The sequence below is a fragment of the Photorhabdus asymbiotica genome, from assembly GCF_003634575.1.
In the GTDB taxonomy this organism is placed as follows: Bacteria; Pseudomonadota; Gammaproteobacteria; order Enterobacterales; family Enterobacteriaceae; genus Photorhabdus; species Photorhabdus asymbiotica.
The window spans coordinates 629367-648567 of sequence record NZ_RBLJ01000002.1 but is presented as its reverse complement, the minus strand read 5'-3'; the positions used below and the strand labels follow the sequence as shown (position 1 = coordinate 648567).

General features: G+C 41.7%; 17 protein-coding genes. 14 read left to right on the top strand and 3 right to left on the bottom strand.

All coding sequences use genetic code 11. The features are described 5' to 3' along the window. Positions 1 to 91 precede the first annotated feature (91 nt). The 4 genes from BDD30_RS09735 (at position 92) to BDD30_RS09720 (ending at position 5814) form a co-directional block, all read left to right on the top strand. Positions 92 to 844 (top strand): sulfite exporter TauE/SafE family protein, encoded by a 753-nt coding sequence (locus BDD30_RS09735; protein ID WP_015835977.1) that lies wholly within the window; start codon positions 92 to 94, stop codon positions 842 to 844. A 233-nt stretch (positions 845 to 1077) separates the two neighbouring features. Further along, the gene (locus BDD30_RS09730; RefSeq protein WP_015835976.1) at positions 1078 to 2250 is read left to right on the top strand and encodes an MFS transporter; all 1173 of its coding nucleotides are present in this window, start codon (positions 1078 to 1080) and stop codon (positions 2248 to 2250) included. Positions 2251 to 2547: 297 nt separating this feature from the next. Then, positions 2548 to 3894: an NCS2 family permease gene (locus tag BDD30_RS09725; RefSeq protein ID WP_041382479.1), complete on the top strand. Its 1347-nt coding sequence runs from the start codon at positions 2548 to 2550 to the stop codon at positions 3892 to 3894. Between the two features lie 270 nt (positions 3895 to 4164). Next, positions 4165 to 5814, top strand: coding sequence for a Na+/H+ antiporter (locus BDD30_RS09720; protein WP_015835974.1), 1650 nt, complete (start codon positions 4165 to 4167; stop codon positions 5812 to 5814). Between the two features lie 51 nt (positions 5815 to 5865). On the opposite strand, the gene BDD30_RS23560 is transcribed toward BDD30_RS09720, so the two are convergent. Next, positions 5866 to 6030, bottom strand: coding sequence for a hypothetical protein (locus BDD30_RS23560; protein WP_158307082.1), 165 nt, complete (start codon positions 6028 to 6030; stop codon positions 5866 to 5868). Further along, positions 6024 to 6980, bottom strand: coding sequence for an HTH-type transcriptional regulator MetR (gene metR / locus BDD30_RS09715; protein WP_015835973.1), 957 nt, complete (start codon positions 6978 to 6980; stop codon positions 6024 to 6026). The genes BDD30_RS23560 and metR overlap by 7 nt, the downstream gene beginning before the upstream one ends. Before the next feature lie 108 nt (positions 6981 to 7088). Between metR and metE the strand changes: the two genes are divergently transcribed. Both metE and BDD30_RS09705 read left to right on the top strand, forming a co-directional pair. Beyond that, positions 7089 to 9365 carry a 5-methyltetrahydropteroyltriglutamate--homocysteine S-methyltransferase gene (gene metE, locus BDD30_RS09710; RefSeq protein ID WP_015835972.1) on the top strand — a complete coding sequence of 759 codons (2277 nt, stop codon included), beginning with the start codon at positions 7089 to 7091 and terminating at the stop codon, positions 9363 to 9365. Positions 9366 to 9608: 243 nt separating this feature from the next. After that, the gene (locus BDD30_RS09705) at positions 9609 to 10442 is read left to right on the top strand and encodes a dioxygenase family protein (protein ID WP_015835971.1); all 834 of its coding nucleotides are present in this window, start codon (positions 9609 to 9611) and stop codon (positions 10440 to 10442) included. Between the two features lie 242 nt (positions 10443 to 10684). Here BDD30_RS09705 and pcp read toward each other — a convergent pair whose 3' ends face one another. Further along, a complete protein-coding gene (gene pcp, locus BDD30_RS09700) occupies positions 10685 to 11341 on the bottom strand; it encodes a pyroglutamyl-peptidase I (protein WP_015835970.1) in 657 nt (218 codons plus the stop codon). A gap of 805 nt (positions 11342 to 12146) precedes the next feature. On the opposite strand from pcp, the gene udp reads away from it, so the two are divergent. From udp to ubiB, 8 genes are all read left to right on the top strand, one after another. After that, the gene (gene udp, locus BDD30_RS09695; RefSeq protein WP_015835969.1) at positions 12147 to 12902 is read left to right on the top strand and encodes a uridine phosphorylase; all 756 of its coding nucleotides are present in this window, start codon (positions 12147 to 12149) and stop codon (positions 12900 to 12902) included. Positions 12903 to 12998: 96 nt separating this feature from the next. Beyond that, complete coding sequence (locus BDD30_RS09690; protein ID WP_015835968.1) at positions 12999 to 13781, top strand: tyrosine-protein phosphatase; 783 nt, start codon at positions 12999 to 13001, stop codon at positions 13779 to 13781. A gap of 68 nt (positions 13782 to 13849) precedes the next feature. Continuing rightward, positions 13850 to 14386: a DedA family protein gene (locus BDD30_RS09685; RefSeq protein WP_015835967.1), complete on the top strand. Its 537-nt coding sequence runs from the start codon at positions 13850 to 13852 to the stop codon at positions 14384 to 14386. A gap of 153 nt (positions 14387 to 14539) precedes the next feature. Further along, entirely contained in the window at positions 14540 to 15847 is a 1308-nt protein-coding gene (gene rmuC, locus BDD30_RS09680) for a DNA recombination protein RmuC (RefSeq protein WP_387795866.1), read from the top strand. A 15-nt stretch (positions 15848 to 15862) separates the two neighbouring features. Beyond that, a complete protein-coding gene (locus BDD30_RS23555) occupies positions 15863 to 16024 on the top strand; it encodes a hypothetical protein (RefSeq protein WP_170152958.1) in 162 nt (53 codons plus the stop codon). 19 nt (positions 16025 to 16043) lie between these two features. After that, positions 16044 to 16799, top strand: coding sequence for a bifunctional demethylmenaquinone methyltransferase/2-methoxy-6-polyprenyl-1,4-benzoquinol methylase UbiE (gene ubiE, locus BDD30_RS09675; protein ID WP_015835965.1), 756 nt, complete (start codon positions 16044 to 16046; stop codon positions 16797 to 16799). Between the two features lie 16 nt (positions 16800 to 16815). Continuing rightward, positions 16816 to 17451, top strand: a complete 636-nt coding sequence (ubiJ, locus tag BDD30_RS09670) for a ubiquinone biosynthesis protein UbiJ (RefSeq protein WP_015835964.1) — start codon at positions 16816 to 16818, stop codon at positions 17449 to 17451. Beyond that, positions 17438 to 19075 (top strand): ubiquinone biosynthesis regulatory protein kinase UbiB, encoded by a 1638-nt coding sequence (ubiB, locus tag BDD30_RS09665; RefSeq protein ID WP_015835963.1) that lies wholly within the window; start codon positions 17438 to 17440, stop codon positions 19073 to 19075. Before ubiJ ends, ubiB begins: the two co-directional genes overlap by 14 nt. The last annotated feature ends 126 nt before the right edge of the window (positions 19076 to 19201 follow it).

Sequence of the window (19201 nt, the reverse complement as noted above, 5' to 3'; positions counted from 1 at the left end):
TTTGCAAATTGCCCTGACAAGCGATAGTAAAAACTATTAATATAGGGAAAACGATCACTTTAGTTTTAAAACTATTTTCAAGGAAATAGAAATGCTACATGTACTGACATGGTCTGATCTGATTATTTGCATTTTTGTCGTTTTCTTTGCTTATCTGGTTTTTGGTATGGCAGGGTTTGGTTCTGCACTTATTGCCAGCCCGATTTTGGCTTTTTATATTCCGGTAGCTAAAATTGTCCCTTTGTTAGCTTTGATAGATCTAACCGCAGCAGTGATTAATCTTGCTAGGGAAGGTAAAAAAACGGAATTCAGTGAAATCAAATTAGTTATTCCGTTAATGATTATCGGTAGCTTGATTGGAGCAACTATTTTATTAATGGCTCGACCCAATGTTTTAGTTTTGGTATTGGGGTTATTTGTGGTTTTCTATTCACTTTATTCTCTGTTTGTGAGTAAAACTTATCGTCAGTTTCCAATTAAAGCCGCTATTCCATTTGGTCTGGGTGGTGGTATTTTTAGTGCACTATTTGGTAGTGGTGGTTTTCTTTATGCAATTTATCTCGCGGGGCGGATACCAGATAAGGAAGTTTTCAGAATTACTCAGACGACTTTAATTGGTTTTAGTACCATGACAAGGGTGATTATTTTTATTGTCATGGGTTTTTATCTGGATACTTCATTTTTGTTATTGATACTGGTATTTATTCCAGCGATGCTGTTGGGAGTCTATTTGGGTCGCCAGGTGACACTGAAAATTTCTAGGGAAGTTTTCCTCAAGTTTATCAATATTCTTGTATTGGTTTCGGGTTTAATGTTGTTATATCGTTATATATTTACACTTTAAAATATACCCTTCATCCTTCAAGTTGCTGCTTTGTTGGCTGCTTTCACTCACCCCAGTCACATCGTTATCTATGCTCCTGGGGATTCATTCACTTGCCGCCGCGCTGCAACTCGAAATCTATTGGGTATAGTAACTAATAATAATTAATATGTTTCGTATTATTTCATTAATTTGTTGTTTTCTGTTTTTTTCATATTTATTCTCTTTGTTTTTGCTAGATAGGCATAAATAAAATGAATGTTCGTGATTATAGAAGTAATAATTTTTTTGCCATTTTTACTATTACCACTAGTATCGCGGTTATTGGCATTGTCATTGGTTTGACTATCCCAATGATAGCGTTACGTTTAAATAGCCAAGGTGTTGATGAACTTTATATTGGGTTAATTTCTGCGGCCCCTGCATTGGGTGTTTTTTTGAGTGCCCCGGTAGTCCAGAGAATTGTGGCTCTGGTTGGTAAGAAACACGCCATGATGATTGCAACAGGGGTTTCTGCTGTCAGTCTGCTTCCTCTTTTGGGTTCGTTGCCGATGGAGCTACTTTTTCCTCTGCGGCTAATTACTGGTGCTGCTAATGGGTTAATGATTTGTTTGGGTGAAACCTGGATTAATGAACTTTCTGAAGAGAATAAGCGGGGCCGGGTATTGGCTGTTTATACGACAGTCTTTACTGTCAGTCAGTTGCTTGGCCCTTCTATTATTGCGCTTTATGGCGTTGAAGATAATGCGCCGATATTGATTTGTACTCTGATCCATATCTTTTCGCTGGTGCTTTTTGTCATGGTAGATCAAAGTAAAGGCGATAAGTTGCCGAAACATAGCAAGAAATCCAATTTTTCTATTGTTCAATTTGTGAGAGTTGCGCCGGCGATCTGTGGTGGTGTGCTGTTTTTTTCCTTTTTCGACGGCACCATCCTTTCTATGTTACCCATCTACGGAATGAGTTGCGGGTATACCGAAGCGGTAGCTGCGCTGATGATAAGCGTTATTCTTGCTGGTGATTCATTGATGCAGTTCCCATTTGGTTGGCTGGCGGATCATATGAATCGTATGCGTTTGTACCGTATTTGCGGTGTGGCAACGCTCGGAGCAAGCGCATTGCTGCCATTTGTTATGACACATCAGTATCTTATCTGGCCTCTGCTGATTGCTTTGGGGGCAACTGCGGGGGCTATTTACACCATCGCATTGGTCCAAATAGGTCAGTATTTTTCAGGGAATGAGTTGATCGTTGCTAATGCTGCGGCAGCTATGTTGTGGGGTATCGGGAGTTTGTTTGGCCCGTTGTTTGCTGGTGTAGCAAGTTCAGTGACACCATCGGGTTTACCTATTCTGCTTGTGATCATTGCGGCATTATTTCTGGTTTCGACAATGGATCGCTTTAATTCACAGAGTGAGCATGACTGAAGATTGTTACAGTTATAGACGCTGGTTATGAGCAGCAGACAGCACCGAGTCTTTTCGAAGAGTGAATAAATTGAGCTTCAAATAATATCGTTAGCTATTGATTTCGACACTATGATCACTGGATAATCTTTCGCCTTAAATTCTTTCACTGTTCTCTATTCTAAAAGCCAAACGATTGCTTTTATGATTTGTTGAACCGATTGGTGCAATATTCATTAATTGTTATTAAGTGAAGTCATCGTTTTCGTTTGATTAGGAACTGGAAGAAGTACCATGAACATAATGCAGGGGAACAATATGTCTGGCACTCAGGCACCAGTTAAATGCAGACTGGATAAGTATTTTCAATTGACTGAACGTGGCACAACGATACGCCGTGAAATTCTGGCTGGGCTTACAACTTTCCTGGCGATGGTTTATTCAGTCATCGTTGTACCAGGGATGTTAGGGCAGGCAGGGTTTCCCCATACTGCTATCTTTATTGCGACTTGTTTGGTTGCCGGTTTTGGTTCTTTGTTAATGGGACTTTGGGCTAACTTGCCAATGGCAATTGGTTGTGCAATTTCATTGACTGCATTTACCGCGTTTAGTTTGGTTTTAGGACAGCAAATCAGTATTCCAGTTGCACTCGGTGCCGTATTCCTGATGGGGTGCTTGTTTACGGTGATTTCTGTTACTGGTATTCGTTCCTGGATTTTACGCAATATACCTATGGGTATTGCGCATGGCGCAGGGATTGGTATTGGGTTGTTTTTGTTACTGATTGCGTCAAACGGCGTTGGTCTGGTCATTAAAAATCCGTTGGAAGGTTTGCCTGTTGCTTTGGGTTCGTTCACCTCTTTTCCAGTTATGATGACTTTGCTTGGGCTGTCTGTGATTTTCGGACTGGAAAAATTGAAAGTCCCCGGTGGTGTGGTGTGGGTGATTGTTGTGATTTCTGTTATTGGGTTGATTTTTGATCCAGCGGTGAAATATCAAGGGTTCTTTAAAGTACCGAGTCTGGGAGATGATGGACTGTCCCTGATTTTTAGTATGGATGTTATGGGGGCTTTACAGCCAATTGTATTACCTAGTGTGTTAGCGTTGGTAATGACCGCCGTATTTGATGCGACCGGTACCATCCGTGCAGTAGCAGGGCAAGGGAATCTGTTGGATAAAGGCGGGCAGATTATTAACGGTAGTAAAGCGCTGACTGCCGATTCTGTCAGTAGTATTTTTGCCGGTGCTATCGGTGCTTCTCCGGCTGCGGTATATATTGAATCAGCCGCGGGTACCGCAGCAGGCGGTAAAACAGGTTTAACCGCAACCGTTGTCGGTATCCTGTTCTTGTTGATTTTGTTCTTTTCTCCACTTTCATATCTTGTACCGGCATACGCGACTGCACCGGCGTTGATGTATGTTGGTCTGCTGATGTTGAGTAATATCAGGAAACTGGATTTCAATGATTTTGTTGGGGCGATGTCCGGTATGCTCTGTGCAGTCTTTATTGTTCTGACCTGCAATATTGTAACTGGTATTATGCTGGGCTTCAGCTCTTTGGTGGTTGGTCGTATCTGTTCCGGTGAATGGCGTAAATTGAATATGGGGACAGTGGTGATTACGATCGCTTTGGTAGCATTTTATGCTGGTGATTGGGCTATTTGATTGATTAAAAAGTGCGTAAGGGGTGTCTGTGCCTGCGCACTTTGCCGTTTCTTGCGATTACTTTTAAATGCTCAATTATTTCCCCGCTATTTATCTGATTAGTTTACAATATTCCTGCAATTCTTTTGGATACGGCTCAGCATGTATCCACCTTTTTCGATTGATTCAGTTATTTTAGTATTAAGATTTATTCTCACTGTTTTTGTTTTGACGGAAAGAAAAAGTCTCAATCTATATACCAATGGTTCTCAGGTAAATTGTAAGGGCAACATGGAAATATTCTTTACTATTCTGATCTTGATTTTGGTGGTTTCAGTTTCTGGCGTTTTGACTAAGGTGATTCCGTTCCGTATACCTTTGCCATTAATGCAAATTGCCATGGGGGCATTACTGGCTTGGCCACATTTTGGCTTACATGTTACTTTTAATCCCGAACTATTTCTCGTTTTGCTAATTCCTCCTCTGTTATTCGTTGATGGCTGGAAAACGCCAACCAGAGAGTTTTTCCAGCATGGAAGGGAAATTTTCATATTAATGTTGGTACTGGTTCTGGTTACTGTTGTTGGTATTGGTTATCTGATTTACTGGCTGATGCCAGGCATTCCATTAATTGCCGCTTTTGCTCTTGCTGCTGTGCTATCACCAACGGATGCAGTGGCTTTATCATCCATTGTTGGAAAAGGGCGTATGCCTAAGCGTATGATGAGTGTGATGGAAGGGGAAGCGTTGATGAACGATGCTTCCGGTCTGGTGGCTTTAAAGTTTGCAGTAGCGATAGCGATGGGAACGATGGTATTTACTGTTACCGGCATGACCATTGAATTTTTTAAAGTTGCTATTGGTGGTTTGTTATCTGGTATTGCAGTGACCTGGTTGTACAGTAAATCTTTGCGTTTGATGAACCGTTGGAGTGGTGGCGATCCAGCAACGCAAATTGTTTTTATGTTGCTGTTGCCGTTTGCTTCTTATTTGATTGCAGAACATATTGGTGTTTCAGGTATCTTGGCTGCGGTCGCTGCGGGTATGACTATCAGTAAATCTGGGGTGATCCGTAATGCGCCGTTGGCGATGCGTTTGCGTGCTGATAGTGTCTGGTCAATGCTAGAGTTCGTATTTAACGGCTTGGTATTTATCATGTTAGGTCTGCAATTACCCGGGATCTGGGAAACTTCTGTCGTACAGGCAGAACTTGATCCGACAGTTGAGACCTGGATGCTGTTCGCCGCAGTTGCAGTGATTTATGTTGCGCTTCTACTACTGCGCTTCTGTTGGTTATGGCTGATGAAGAATATCAGCAAAGCCTTTATGAAAAAAAATCCACTGAATTTTGCGACTTATACCACCCGTGAATTGTGGTTGGCATCTTTTGCCGGGGTTCGTGGTGCAATCACACTTGCCGGTGCGTTGTCTGTCCCTCTGTTTCTGACGGATGGCACCCCATTCCCGGCACGTTATCAGCTTATCTTTATTGCTGCTGGGGTTATCCTGCTCTCGTTGTTAATCGGGGTTATCTCTTTGCCATTCCTGTTACGGGGAATTCAAATTTCTGATAAAGAGGCCGATATCAGTGAAGTAAGAATGGCTCGGGCAGCCATGGCGGAAGTGGCGATTGTCAGTATGAATAAGATGGAAGAACGTCTTTCAGCCAGCACTGAAGAGCAACTGGATGCTGAAGTTATTACTGAAGTTGCTTCTAGGGTAATTGGTCATTTGCGTCGTCGTACTGTGGGACAGGATGAGATAGAACATAACCTGCTGGTGGAAGATTTGGAACGTCGTTTTCGTCTGACTGCATTAAGGGCAGAACGTGGTGAGTTATATCATCTACGTGCAACCCGAAAGATCAGTAACGAGACACTTCAGACCTTGCTGCGTGATTTGGATTTACTGGAAGCTCTACTGGTGAAGAAAGAGCACTGATATCCTGTAATTTGTGGGTTGCCACGATAACAATATTGTGAGCCGCTTTATTCAGCCTGATAGGTGAATATCTCGCCTGTCAGGTTGATAGCGGATTTGTGATATTTGCTCATGTCTGGCCGGTGGTATTGATTTTCCCGCCGTAAATACCGGAACCTTCTCCGCTAATAATGGAAAATATGTTGGTTCCGGTGGAATGGCTGATAAATTTACCATTGGAGGGAGTTTTCTGGTTGCGTTGTTCTGGTTTCATCCGTGCTTGATCTTGGAATTCCTTGCACAAATGGCAGATTCTTCATCGCATGTTGGCGCGCAGAACGAATAAACGCCTCAGTTTCAGGCTGTCGCTGCTCACCATCCCGGACAGCTGCGTATAGTCTGCTCCATAAACCATCTCCTAGCGTTTTAGTTACCACTAATCCTTGCCTTTCAAATGATTCAACGACCCAATGTGGCAAAGCCGCGATCCCCATGCGGGCGGCAACCATCTGAATGAGCAACAACGTATTATCTACATTTTTCAGTGTGGGAATAACACCGGCTGGTTGTAGGAAACGCCGCCAGATATCAAATCGTTGACGTTGAACGGGATAAATCATCAACGTCTCATCAATTAAATCATTTGGTTGGATATGCAGCTTATTTGCCAGAGGGTGATCCGGTGCTACAACCAGTTTGACTTCATAATCAAATAGCGGTGTGTAGTACAAGTTGCTGTCAGTGAGAATATCTGATGTGAGAACCACGTCCAGTTCCCGTTTTTGTAGTGCAGGCTGTGGATCAAAAGTGACACCAGATTTGAAATCTACATTGACCTGTGGCCAAGTTTCGCGGAAATGTTTGAGTGCGGGGGTTAGCCATTGAATACAGCTGTGGCACTCAATTGCGATACGTAGGTTTGTCTGGCCTGGTTCCTTGCATTCGCGGAGTGCACTTTGCACCAGAGGAAGAACTTGTTCTGCCAGCCGTAATAAGATCTCACCCTGTGGCGTGAAACGAAGTGGCTGACTTTTACGAATGAACAGCCGGAAACCAAGGCGATGTTCAAGATCACTGAATTGATGAGACAAAGCAGACTGTGTCTGATGCAGGTGATTGGCTGCTGCTGCTAATGAACCACAATGACTCAATGATTGTAATGTTTTTAGATGTTTTATTTCGATCATGAGAAACCTTCAGGATGATAATGAATAAATTGCGCTTGTGGTTTATACCTTACCTGTTGATTATGGATGTGTAAACATCTAGACGGCTAAAAATGACGGGATAATGAAATGACGATTATTAATCACACACTTGGCTTTCCACGTATCGGTTTGAAAAGAGAACTTAAAAAGGCTCAGGAAAACTATTGGGCGGGGAAAATTTCCCAGCAAGAATTATTGGAAACTGGCCGTGAGTTACGTGCCCGTCACTGGGAACAACAGAAGCAGGCTGGTGTTGATTTAGTGCCGGTTGGTGATTTTGCTTGGTATGATCATGTTTTGACAACCAGCTTACTGCTCGGCAATGTGCCACCACGTCACCAGAATCCAGATGGTTCGATTAATCTGGATACACTGTTCCGTATTGCCCGTGGTCGTGCACCGACGGGTGAACCTGCCGCTGCCGCAGAGATGACTAAGTGGTTTAATACTAATTACCATTATATCGTGCCAGAATTCCAGCAAGGACAGGAATTTAAACTGAGTTGGACTCAGTTACTAGAAGAAGTGGATGAAGCGTTGGCCTTGGGTCATCAAGTGAAACCAGTTTTACTGGGGCCGGTAACTTACCTGTGGTTGGGTAAGGTGAAAGGTCAGGCATTTGATCGTCTCTCTTTATTGAAAGATATTCTTCCTGTTTATCAGCAAGTATTAGCTGAGCTAGCTAGACGTGGTATCGAATGGGTGCAGATTGATGAACCGGCTCTGGTACTGGAATTACCCGCAGAGTGGCTGGCCGCTTATCCGGTTGCTTATCAGGCACTTCAGGGGCAGGTTAAGTTATTGTTGACTACCTATTTTGACAGCGTTGGTCACAATCTAGAAACGATCAAATCCTTGCCAGTACAAGGGCTACATGTGGATCTGGTTGCTGGTCAGGATGATATTAAGCAGCTGAATGAGTCATTGCCAAAAGAATGGGTGCTTTCCCTTGGGGTGATTAATGGTCGTAATGTATGGCGAGCTGATTTAACCGCTAAATATCAGCTGATTAAACCATTGGTAGGTAGCCGTACACTGTGGATTGGTTCTTCTTGTTCTCTTCTGCACAGTCCTATCGATTTGAATGATGAGATAGAGCTTGATGCAGAGGTGAAAAGCTGGTTTGCGTTCGCATTGCAGAAATGTGAAGAGTTGGCCCTGCTGGCTGCGGTATTAAATCAGCCAGAAGGCAGTAAACAAGCAGAGTTGGATGTTTACAGTACGCCGATCCGTGCCCGCCGTGAATCTAAACGGGTGAATAATCAGGCTGTTACTGAGCGACTTGCGGCAATTAATCCACAGGATAGTGAGCGTAATCAGCCATATCCACAGCGTGCAGAAATACAGCGTCAGCGCTATAACTTGCCATTGTGGCCGACAACAACAATTGGATCATTCCCGCAAACAACGGAAATCCGTGGCTTGCGTCTGGACTTCAAAAAAGGCCGGGTAGATGGTGCTAACTATCGAACCAATATCTGTGAACATATTAAACAGGCAATTAACGAACAAGAACGTTTAGGATTAGATGTATTGGTTCATGGCGAAGCTGAGCGTAACGACATGGTGGAATACTTTGGCGAACATTTCGATGGTTTTGTCTTTACGCAGAATGGTTGGGTTCAGAGCTATGGGTCCCGTTGTGTTAAGCCTCCAGTGATTATTGGTGACGTTAGCCGTCCTGAGGCTATCACTGTGGAGTGGGCTAAATATGCTCAATCATTGACGGAGAAACCTGTTAAAGGAATGTTAACTGGGCCGGTGACTATTCTCTGTTGGTCATTCCCAAGAGAAGATGTTAGCCGTGAGACGATTGCTAAGCAGATTGCATTGGCATTGCGTGACGAAGTGGATGATTTGCAGGAAGCTGGCATTGGTATCATCCAGATTGATGAGCCTGCATTGCGAGAAGGTTTACCGTTGCGCCGTGAAGAATGGCAGTCTTATCTCGATTGGGCGGTAGAAGCATTTAAATTGAGCGCTGCAATTGCTAAAGATGACACACAGATTCACACTCATATGTGTTATTGCGAGTTCAATGACATCATGCCTTCCATCGCAGCATTGGATGCAGACGTGATTACCATTGAAACTTCCCGTTCAGATATGGAACTGTTGGATTCATTCGAAAACTTTTCTTATCCGAATGAGATTGGGCCAGGTGTTTATGATATTCATTCACCTAACGTCCCCAGTGTTGAATGGATTGAAGCCCTGTTACGTAAAGCGGCTGATCGTATTCCAGTGGAACGTTTGTGGGTTAACCCGGATTGTGGCTTGAAAACCCGTGGTTGGACTGAAACTCGCCAGTCATTGGCTAATATGGTGCAGGCTGCGAAACGCCTCCGTGAATCAGTGAAATAACTAATCCAGTCAATTTGCCTGTCACCCTTAATGGGTGATGGGCATTTTTCGTAAAATAATCTTTCTTTTTGCAACAGCGCGTAGCAATGCAGCTTAACGGGAACCTTTTCTGTTACCAAACTTTTAGTAACTTATATATGCCATATTGGTATTTGAAAAAGTACATTTTATTAACAAAATAACCCGGGTAGTAACAAAATGGAAGCATTGTAATAGAAACTTAATAATTAAAGAGAGGATTATATGGATGTTAATAAGTTGCAAGGTAAGAAAAGTAGCTCTCGAAGAAATTTTTTAAAAAGTAGCGCTGCTATTACGGCGACTGTTGCACTTGCCCCGATGAGTTTAGCTCGTGCGGAAGCAAAGTTATCCCCACAACATGGAATAGGCGTGTGTATGCTTGCGCCAGAGCAGATATCAGGGCCGTATTTCCGCAATGACAAAATTGTAAGAAGGGATATTACCGATTCAGAGTTAGGAATACCTTTTTTATTGAAAATTACTGTCATGGATAAAAAAACATGTAAACCGGTTGAGGGTTTATTTGTTGATATCTGGCATTGTAATAGTCGGGGAAAATATTCTGGTTGGAGTTATATCAGCCCCGATGTCGTACCTAATGTTGATGGAATAGGTTCTAGCAATAGAACTGATGATAAAAATTTTCTAAGAGGAGCTCAACCATCGGATAAGAATGGGATAGTTAATTTTACGACTATTTATCCTGGGTTTTATGCTGGTAGAGCGACTCATATTCATATTGCCATCAGAAAGTTGAGCACAGATGTGACTGACAAAGAGCATTTTGCTTTTGTTGGTCAAATGTATTTTCCAGAAGAGATCAATACAGAGGTTTATAAATATGATCTTTATTCAAAACGGAGGATAATCAGAACAAAAAATCATGAGGATAACTATTTTAAAAATATGAATGGTCATCTTTCAGAAATAAAAGTAACAAAAATAGACGAATCTGATATTAACCGTGGAATACTAGGTGAAATAATTCTTTCAATAGACTTGGAAAATATATCTAAGTTCATAACTAAAGATGATTTATATTCCCATACAGTATGACCAATTTGTTGAATAAACTAAATTCCAATGTGATAACAGTCGAAATTATAAAGTAACCTATGTAAATGGTATGCTGATTAGTAACTTAAAAATAGTATCAGATGCTTGATATTTACATAAGGATATAGTGCAGGCACAGAGAGGATTATCTTTGCTGTTTGGTTAATATTATCCAGTAGATCGTGTTTCTCTGTGCCTGTCATTTTCGTGGAGAGTTTTCAACCGTGTGAACGGAACTCAAATTAATGAGTTGCACCTCCACTGATGATGATATCTTCACTGTTTTTTAACGCCTCATCAATGGCGATTTCTAATGCTGTTATGACTGTTTCCAGAGACATACTCGGTGTGCCAGAGTGTCGCACTGCCTGCTCAGGTAGATAAGGGATATGGATAAAGCCACCGCGTATTTCAGGATTGGTATGTGCCAAATGATGCAGCAAGCCATACATAACATGATTACAGACAAAAGTACCCGCGGTTTGTGAAATTGAGGATGGAATTCCTGCTTCATGTAAACCTTTGACTATCGCATTGATCGGTAATGTGGAGAAATAGGCCGCAGGGCCTGTTACGACTATGGGGGTATTAATAGGTTTATTGCCTTGATTGTCAGGAATGCGAGCATCATTGATATTAATTGCCACACGTTCTACGGTAATATCGGGTCTACCACCTGCTTGTCCCACTGAAATTACTATATCAGGTTGTATTTCCTCAATCGCGGCGTATAGACAAGCTAGAGAAACGTCAAATACGCATGGAAGCTGGCGAGCTTCGACCCGTGCTCCGCATAGTCTGCGACCCTGCAATTGTTTGGCTGCTTCCCATGACGGATTTGTCGTTTCATTGTCGAAAGGATCAAAACCGGTAATTAAAACTATTTTTTGTGTCACCATAGATAGCACTCCTACATGTTGGAAAAATTCTAATATGTTCAAGCAATATGCATTCTATAAAAAAGTGATTGTGATATTTATATTTATCAATTGCTACATTTTTATTGGAAATATAATCATGATATGATTGAAAATAATAAAGAAAAATATTTTATTAGATATGAAGATAAAATATGTTTTTTTAATTTTTCACGATAATAAAAAACCAATGTATACCCAATAGATTTCAAGTTGCAGCGCGGCGGCAAGTGAACGAATCCCCAGGAGCATAGATAACTCTGTGACTGGGGTGAGTGAAAGCAGCCAACAAAGCAGCAACTTGAAGGATGAAGGGTATATTGTGTTGTGGGTTTATAAACATGATATTAGGTAATTTTAACGATGATAATAATTTATATCTAATGAGGGTGTAGTAGACTTTTTTTATTCTTTACTATTAATAAATAAAATCAGCCACTTGGGAATATTTTCTTCTTGGGGTTGTTTGAAGTATAAATATAATTAAACAATTTTTGGTTGTTTCCCGGTGTGAATGTATTCAGGTAGCTTATGGTTGAGAGAAAACATTCGGCTTTTTTGTTAAATTTACAATTGTTATTCAACCCTGTTTGAGTCTTCAGTAATAGTTGGCCCACTCATTTTCTCTTGTTTTATGATTATTTTGTGATTTTAATCACAAAATAATGTACGTTTTTCTTTTTTATCTTACTTTAAAGTGATATTTATCACTAAAAGATGTCTAAATACTCAATACAGTAGATTTCAATTAATTTCATTATAAATTCTTCCCGTTGAGGAGTCTGATATGTCTGATGTGTTTCACTTGGGTCTGACCAAAAGCGACCTGCAAGGCGCGACTTTAGCTATTGTTCCGGGTGATCCGAAACGTGTGGAAAAAATTGCAAGATTAATGGACAACCCAGTTCATCTTGCTTCTTTGCGTGAATTCACGTCCTGGCGGGCAGAAATTGATGGCAAAGCAGTTATTGTTTGTTCCACAGGTATCGGTGGCCCATCAACGTCCATTGCTGTTGAAGAATTAGCGCAATTGGGGGTCCGTACTTTCCTGCGTATTGGTACAACAGGCGCAATTCAAGAAAATATTAATGTTGGTGATGTACTGGTAACCACGGCAGCTGTTCGTTTGGATGGTGCTAGCTTACATTTTGCCCCGATGGAATTCCCGGCAGTGGCAGATTTTGAATGTACAACTGCGTTGTATGAAGCGGCAAAAGATTTAGGTGCAACGACACATGTTGGCGTAACAGCTTCTTCAGATACTTTCTATCCTGGACAGGAACGTTATGATACCTATTCTGGCCGTGTTGTGAGTCGTTTCAAAGGGTCAATGGCTGAATGGCAGGCAATGGGCGTCATGAACTATGAAATGGAGTCTGCAACTTTGTTGACTATGTGCGCGAGCCAAGGTCTACGTGCAGGTATGGTTGCTGGTGTCATTGTCAACCGTACTCAACAGGAAATTCCTGATGTTGAGTTGCTAAAGAAAACCGAGAGCAGTGCATTGATGATCGTAGTAGAAGCTGCTCGCCGCCTGTTGTAAATCATATTCTTTGGGGCCGGAATATTCCGGCTCACTCTTCTTTTTAGATAAAAATCTGTTAATGTCTTAACATTCTACAACTAATTAAGAGTAATCATGATTACAACATCCTTATTGCATCCATCGGCGCTTCCCCTCCATGGAGGGATTAATTTTCGTGATTTAGGTGGTAAAACTGTAGTCAGTGGAGGGAACATCAAATCAGGTTTACTTTTCCGTTCTGGTTCTCTAGATCGTTTGACAGAAAAAGATCAGTCTTTCCTGGCAAATAAAAACTTATTTCAAATTATAGATTATCGTGACATAAGTGAGATAGTGGATAAACCTGATCAGATATGGAATGGTGCTAATTATCACCATGCCCCTGCTAATCCATTATCTGAGGAGGTGAATGCTAATCTGGAAAAATTGGCGTCAGAAATGTTGGAACAATTTAATCCACAGGCATTTATGTTCCGTCTTTATGAATTATTGCCCTTAAAAAATCCCGCTTATAAGACATTGGTTAACTTACTGCAACAGCCGGAAAAAGGCGGGATAATACAACATTGTGCGGTAGGTAAAGACAGAACTGGCGTAGGTTCTGCACTGGTGTTGTTTGCACTTGGTGCTGATTTGGATACGGTAATGGAAGATTATTTGGTGACTAACTCTACGTTGGCACCTTACCGTGAGTATTTGTTGAATGAACATGCGAAAACCATGAGTGACAATGTGGTTGAAAAATTCGCTTATGTCTATTCCGTCAGAGAAGAATTTCTTATGACGACTCTAAACAGTATTAATCAGAATTATGGCAGTGTAGATGTATGGCTGGAGAAAGATCTCGGCCTTGATTGTGCAGCCCGTAGGAAATTACAAGATTATTTCCTTGAATAAGATATCGGTTTAATTCTGGTTAATACGGCAGCAGTTAAATTTAATGTGGTATTAATCAATACAGGAATATGAATTTGAGCCTCCATGAAATAGTTGATCTGGTAATAGATTTTGTTAAAGCCCATGATACCTGGATCATACCGATAATTTTCTTACTCGCTTTGGGTGAATCTTTAGCTTTTTTCTCTTTGTTACTACCTGCAACTATCATATTGCTCGGATTAGGTGCATTAATAGGTGAAAGTGGCCTTAATTTTTGGCCAATGTGGTTGGCAGCAGCAGCAGGGGCCTTCTTCGGCGATTGGGTATCCTATATTGTTGGTGCTTATTTTAAAGGTGATGTTGTTAAAATTTGGCCGATTTCTCGCAAACCACAATTGCTAACACGAGTACATCATTTCTTTGATCGTTGGGGTATCTGGAGCATTTTCTTCGGGAGATTCTTTGGCCCATTCCGTGCAATTGTGCCATTGGTGGCGGGTATATGTACTATGCCATTGCGCTATTTCCAAATTGCTAATATCTGTTCTGCACTTATTTGGTCTTTTGGGGTGTTGGCTCCAGGCGCTTTTGGTTTGCAATGGCTGGCTAATTGGATGAGCTAATTGCGAGTGGCTTCGCAAACAGAACCACTTGTATAAATCGATCTGGACATCTATACAGTATCTATTTAACTTAACTGGCTGAAGAATGTAACAGAGGAAATATAGGTGGATATCCAGTTGCTATATGCGTTGATTGGTATTCTTGGTGGCTTACTGGGTGGAGGCACTACCGTCTGGTTTTGTGTTTATCAACGTATTCAGCAGCAAGAACTGGAATTTCGGGAACTGAATAGCCAGTTTGCAGTTGCCAATGAAAAACTTGAGCAGTTGGCTTACTGGCGGGCTGAATGTGAACAATTGAACCAGGAATTGCGAGCTCAGAGAGAAGTTAACAGCGTACAGGAATCTGAACTACGGGAAGTGACTACACGGCTGGAGGAAAGTCGCCTTGCTGCTGAGGAGAAACAGCGGTTATTGATCAATAGTGAACTACGTCTGAATACTCAATTTGAAAATTTGGCTAACCGTATTTTTGAACAGACTGGTCGCCGTACAGATGAACAAAATCGGCAGAGTCTTAGTGGTCTTCTGACTCCATTTCGTGAACAACTTGATGGTTTTCGCCGTCAGGTGCAGGAGAGTTTTGGTCAGGAAGCCCGTGAGCGGCATACTCTTGCACATGAAATCCGTAACTTACAGCAACTGAATGCTCAGATGGCGCAAGAGGCTATTAATCTGACAAATGCCCTTAAAGGTGATAACAAAATTCAGGGAGATTGGGGGGAAGTCGTGTTGGCCCGTATCCTGGAAGCTTCTGGTCTACGGGAAGGGCATGAGTTTTGTACTCAGGTTAATATCAAGGCAGAAGATAATAGTCGTTTCCAGCCCGATGTTGTTGTTCATTTGCCGCAAGGAAAAGATGTGGTGATTGATGCTAAAATGTCGCTGGTGGCTTATGAGCGTTATTTTAACAGTAGAGAGCAGCATCAGCAGGAATTGGCTCTTCAGGAACATATCAACTCAATTAAAGGCCATATCCGCGGTTTGAGTCGTAAAGATTATCAACAGTTACCCGGGCTGAAATCATTGGACTATGTACTGATGTTTATTCCGGTTGAACCCGCTTATTTGGTCGCGCTCAACAGGGCACCTGAGTTGCTTGATGAAGCACTTAAACACAATATTATGCTAGTTAGCCCATCAACATTATTAGTTGCTGTGCGTACCATTAATAATTTGTGGCGATATGAGTATCAAAGTCAAAATGCGCGTTTAATCGCGGATAAAGCTTCTCGTATGTACGATAAGATGCGTTTATTTGTTGATGACATGCAAAGTTTAGGGCAAAGCTTGGATAAGGCTCAGCTTAATTATCGGTTGGCAATGAAAAAGTTGACTGAGGGGCGTGGAAATCTAATAAGCCAAGCGGAGGGTTTTCGTCATTTAGGGGTTGAGGTGAAACGTCCTATTGATCCTGAATTGGTCGATAGGGCTAACCAACCATCCTGTGCTAATGATTAACGCCAGGATAGGGTTTTGTATGAAAGGCTGATACACTTTTATACCCAATGGATTTCAAGATGCATCGCGACGGCAAGGGAGCGAATCCCTGGGAGCATAGCAAACTATGTGACCGGGGTGAGTGAGTGCAGCCAACAAAGAGGCAACTTGAAAGATAACGGGTATATAACAGTTTGAATAAAAAGCGGGAAATAACATGGTAGACCAAACGAAACAAACCACACATTTTGGTTTCCGCACTGTAGCTAAAGATGAAAAAGAAAGTATGGTAGCTGAAGTATTTCATTCTGTAGCTGCAAAATACGATTTAATGAATGATTTGATGTCGTTTGGCATCCATCGTATTTGGAAACGTGTGGCTATTAGTGCCAGTGGTGTTCGCCGGGGTCAGCGGGTACTTGATTTAGCTGGCGGTACTGGAGATCTGGCAGCCAAATTTTCCCGCATGGTTGGTGAAAAGGGGGAAGTTGTTCTTGCTGATATCAATGAATCTATGCTGAAGGTTGGGCGTGAGAAATTACGTGATACTGGTATTGTTGGTAATGTCAGTTATGTACAGGCCAATGCGGAAGCTTTACCTTTTCCTGATAACTATTTTGATTGCATTACTATCTCTTTCGGTTTACGCAATGTGACGGAAAAAGAAAAGGCCCTGCGTTCTATGTTTCGGGTTTTGAAACCTGGTGGGCGTTTATTGGTGCTTGAATTTTCCAAACCTTTTCTTGCACCGTTAAGCAAAGCTTATGATGCTTATTCTTTCCATGTGTTGCCAAAAATGGGGCAGATTTTTGTGCAAGATGCTGACAGTTATCGTTATCTGGCTGAATCCATTCGTATGCATCCTGATCAAGAGACACTTAAAACAATGATGGAAGATGCTGGCTTTGAACAGGTGACTTATACCAATATGACTGGCGGTATTGTTGCACTACATAGAGGTTTTAAATTCTGAGATGGAAAGACCATCAATGAGTAAAACTATTAATTCCACATTGATGCCGGTTTTAACCGCAGTGATGGAAACATCGTTGAATCACCTGTTGTATAGCGAACCTGTATTAAGGCAAGCTCGTATGCGACTGGTGGGTAAAGTTTTGTCGATTGAGCTGAAAGAAATAAATACACCACTTACACTGGTATTCAGTGAAAAACAAGTGGACGTATTAAGCCGATGGAGTGGATCTGCTGATTGTACAGTTAAAACCAATTTTTCTGCTTTGTTTAAGCTACGAGATCGCCAGAAGCTTTCTGGGTTACTCAATCGTGGTGAAATAGTCATTGAAGGGGATATGCAGGTTGTTCAGCAGTGGTCTGTTCTGCTGGATATGGTTGAATGGGATTTGGCCCATTATCTTTCCCCTTATTTTGGGGATATCGCTGCTGAGAGTATCAGCCAGGTAGTTAAAAAGGGATTTCAGTTTGTTTCCGGTTCAATAACGTGCCAGAAAAATTATTTGGCGGAAGCATTAACAGAAGAATGGAAATTGGCACCAAATAAGCTTGAAGTGGCTTATTTTAGTGAAGAAGTCAACGTGTTGACCGACGATATCAGGCAAATAGAACAGCGATTGGCGGTATTAGAGGAAAAATATGACTCCAGGTGAATTAAGGCGCCTTTATTTGATTATACGTGTTTTTCTTTCTTACGGATTGGATGAATTGATTCCTCGAATTCGTTTGACTTGGCCTCTTCGTTTTGGACGTTATTTATTCTTCTGGATACCAAATAGACATAAAGATAAATCACTTGGGGAGAGATTGCGACTTGCCTTACAGGAACTGGGGCCTGTCTGGATTAAATTTGGGCAGATGCTTTCGACACGGCGTGATCTGTTTCCTCCAGCAATAGCTGATCAATTGGCTCTGTTACAAGACCGGGTTGCTTCTTTCGATGGTGTTCTTGCCCGTCAATATATTGAAACTTCTTTAGGGGGAACGCTGGAAACTTGGTTTGATGACTTTGAACCCAAAGCTCTGGCCTCTGCCTCAATTGCTCAGGTACATACCGCCCGGTTGAAAGAGAATGGTCAGGAAATCGTTATCAAAGTAATCCGTCCTGATATTCTGCCAATTATTAAAGCGGATATCCGATTGATGTACCGTCTGGCTAATTGGGTACCAATGTTATTACCTGATGGCCGCCGTTTACGTCCTCGTGAAGTTGTGCGGGAATACGAAAAAACGTTGATTGATGAGCTGAATTTGTTGCGTGAAGCAGCCAATTCAATTCAGCTTCGTCGTAATTTCGAAAAGAGCTCAATGCTCTATGTGCCAGAAATTTATTCTGATTATTGCCGTGAAAATGTTCTGGTGATGGAGCGGGTGTATGGTATTCCGGTTTCTGATATTGAAGCGTTGGCAGCGCAGAATACCAATATGAAATTGCTGGCTGAACGGGGTGTTCAGGTCTTTTTTACTCAAGTTTTCCGTGACAGTTTCTTCCATGCAGATATGCACCCAGGAAACATTTTTGTCAGTTATGAACATCCTGAAGATCCATTCTATATTGGTATTGATTGCGGTATTGTTGGCTCTCTTAATAAAGATGATAAACGTTATCTGGCTGAGAATTTTATTGCTTTCTTTAATCGTGATTACAGGAAAGTTGCGGAACTTCATGTGGATTCAGGTTGGGTGCCAAGTGATACCAATGTTGAAGATTTTGAATTTGCAATCCGTACAGTTTGTGAGCCAATATTTGAGAAACCGCTTGCAGAAATTTCGTTTGGTCATGTTCTTTTGAATCTGTTTAATACTGCACGTCGTTTTAATATGGCAGTTCAACCCCAGTTAGTTCTTCTGCAAAAGACGCTTTTGTATGTAGAAGGTTTAGGACGGCAACTGTACCCACAACTTGATTTATGGAAAACAGCAAAACCGTTTCTGGAGGAGTGGTTACATAGTCAGGTCGGATTACCTGCTGTTATTCGCGCGCTAAAAGAGAAAGCGCCTTATTGGGCAGAAAAGTTGCCAGAACTACCCGAATTAGTGTATGACAGTCTTCAGCAGCATAAATATTTGCAAGCCAACATTGAGAGACTATCAGATCAGCTAAAAGGACAGCAGATAGGGCAGCGACAGTCACAATATTTGCTCGGAGTTGGTGCGACGTTGTTTCTTTGTGGAAGTTTATTTTTGTTGTCTGGCTTAGCCAATATTCCTTGGTTATTTATAGGTGCTGGTGTCGTTTCTTGGTTGTTTGGTTGGTATCGATTGCGTAAAATTTAGTAATATTTGTCTTAGGGAAAATTTTTTTCGAGAGATCGGTTATAGTTCATCGTATGTATATACCTTATGGATTTCAAGATGCATCGCGACGGCAAGGGAGCGAATCCCAGGGAACATAGATAACTA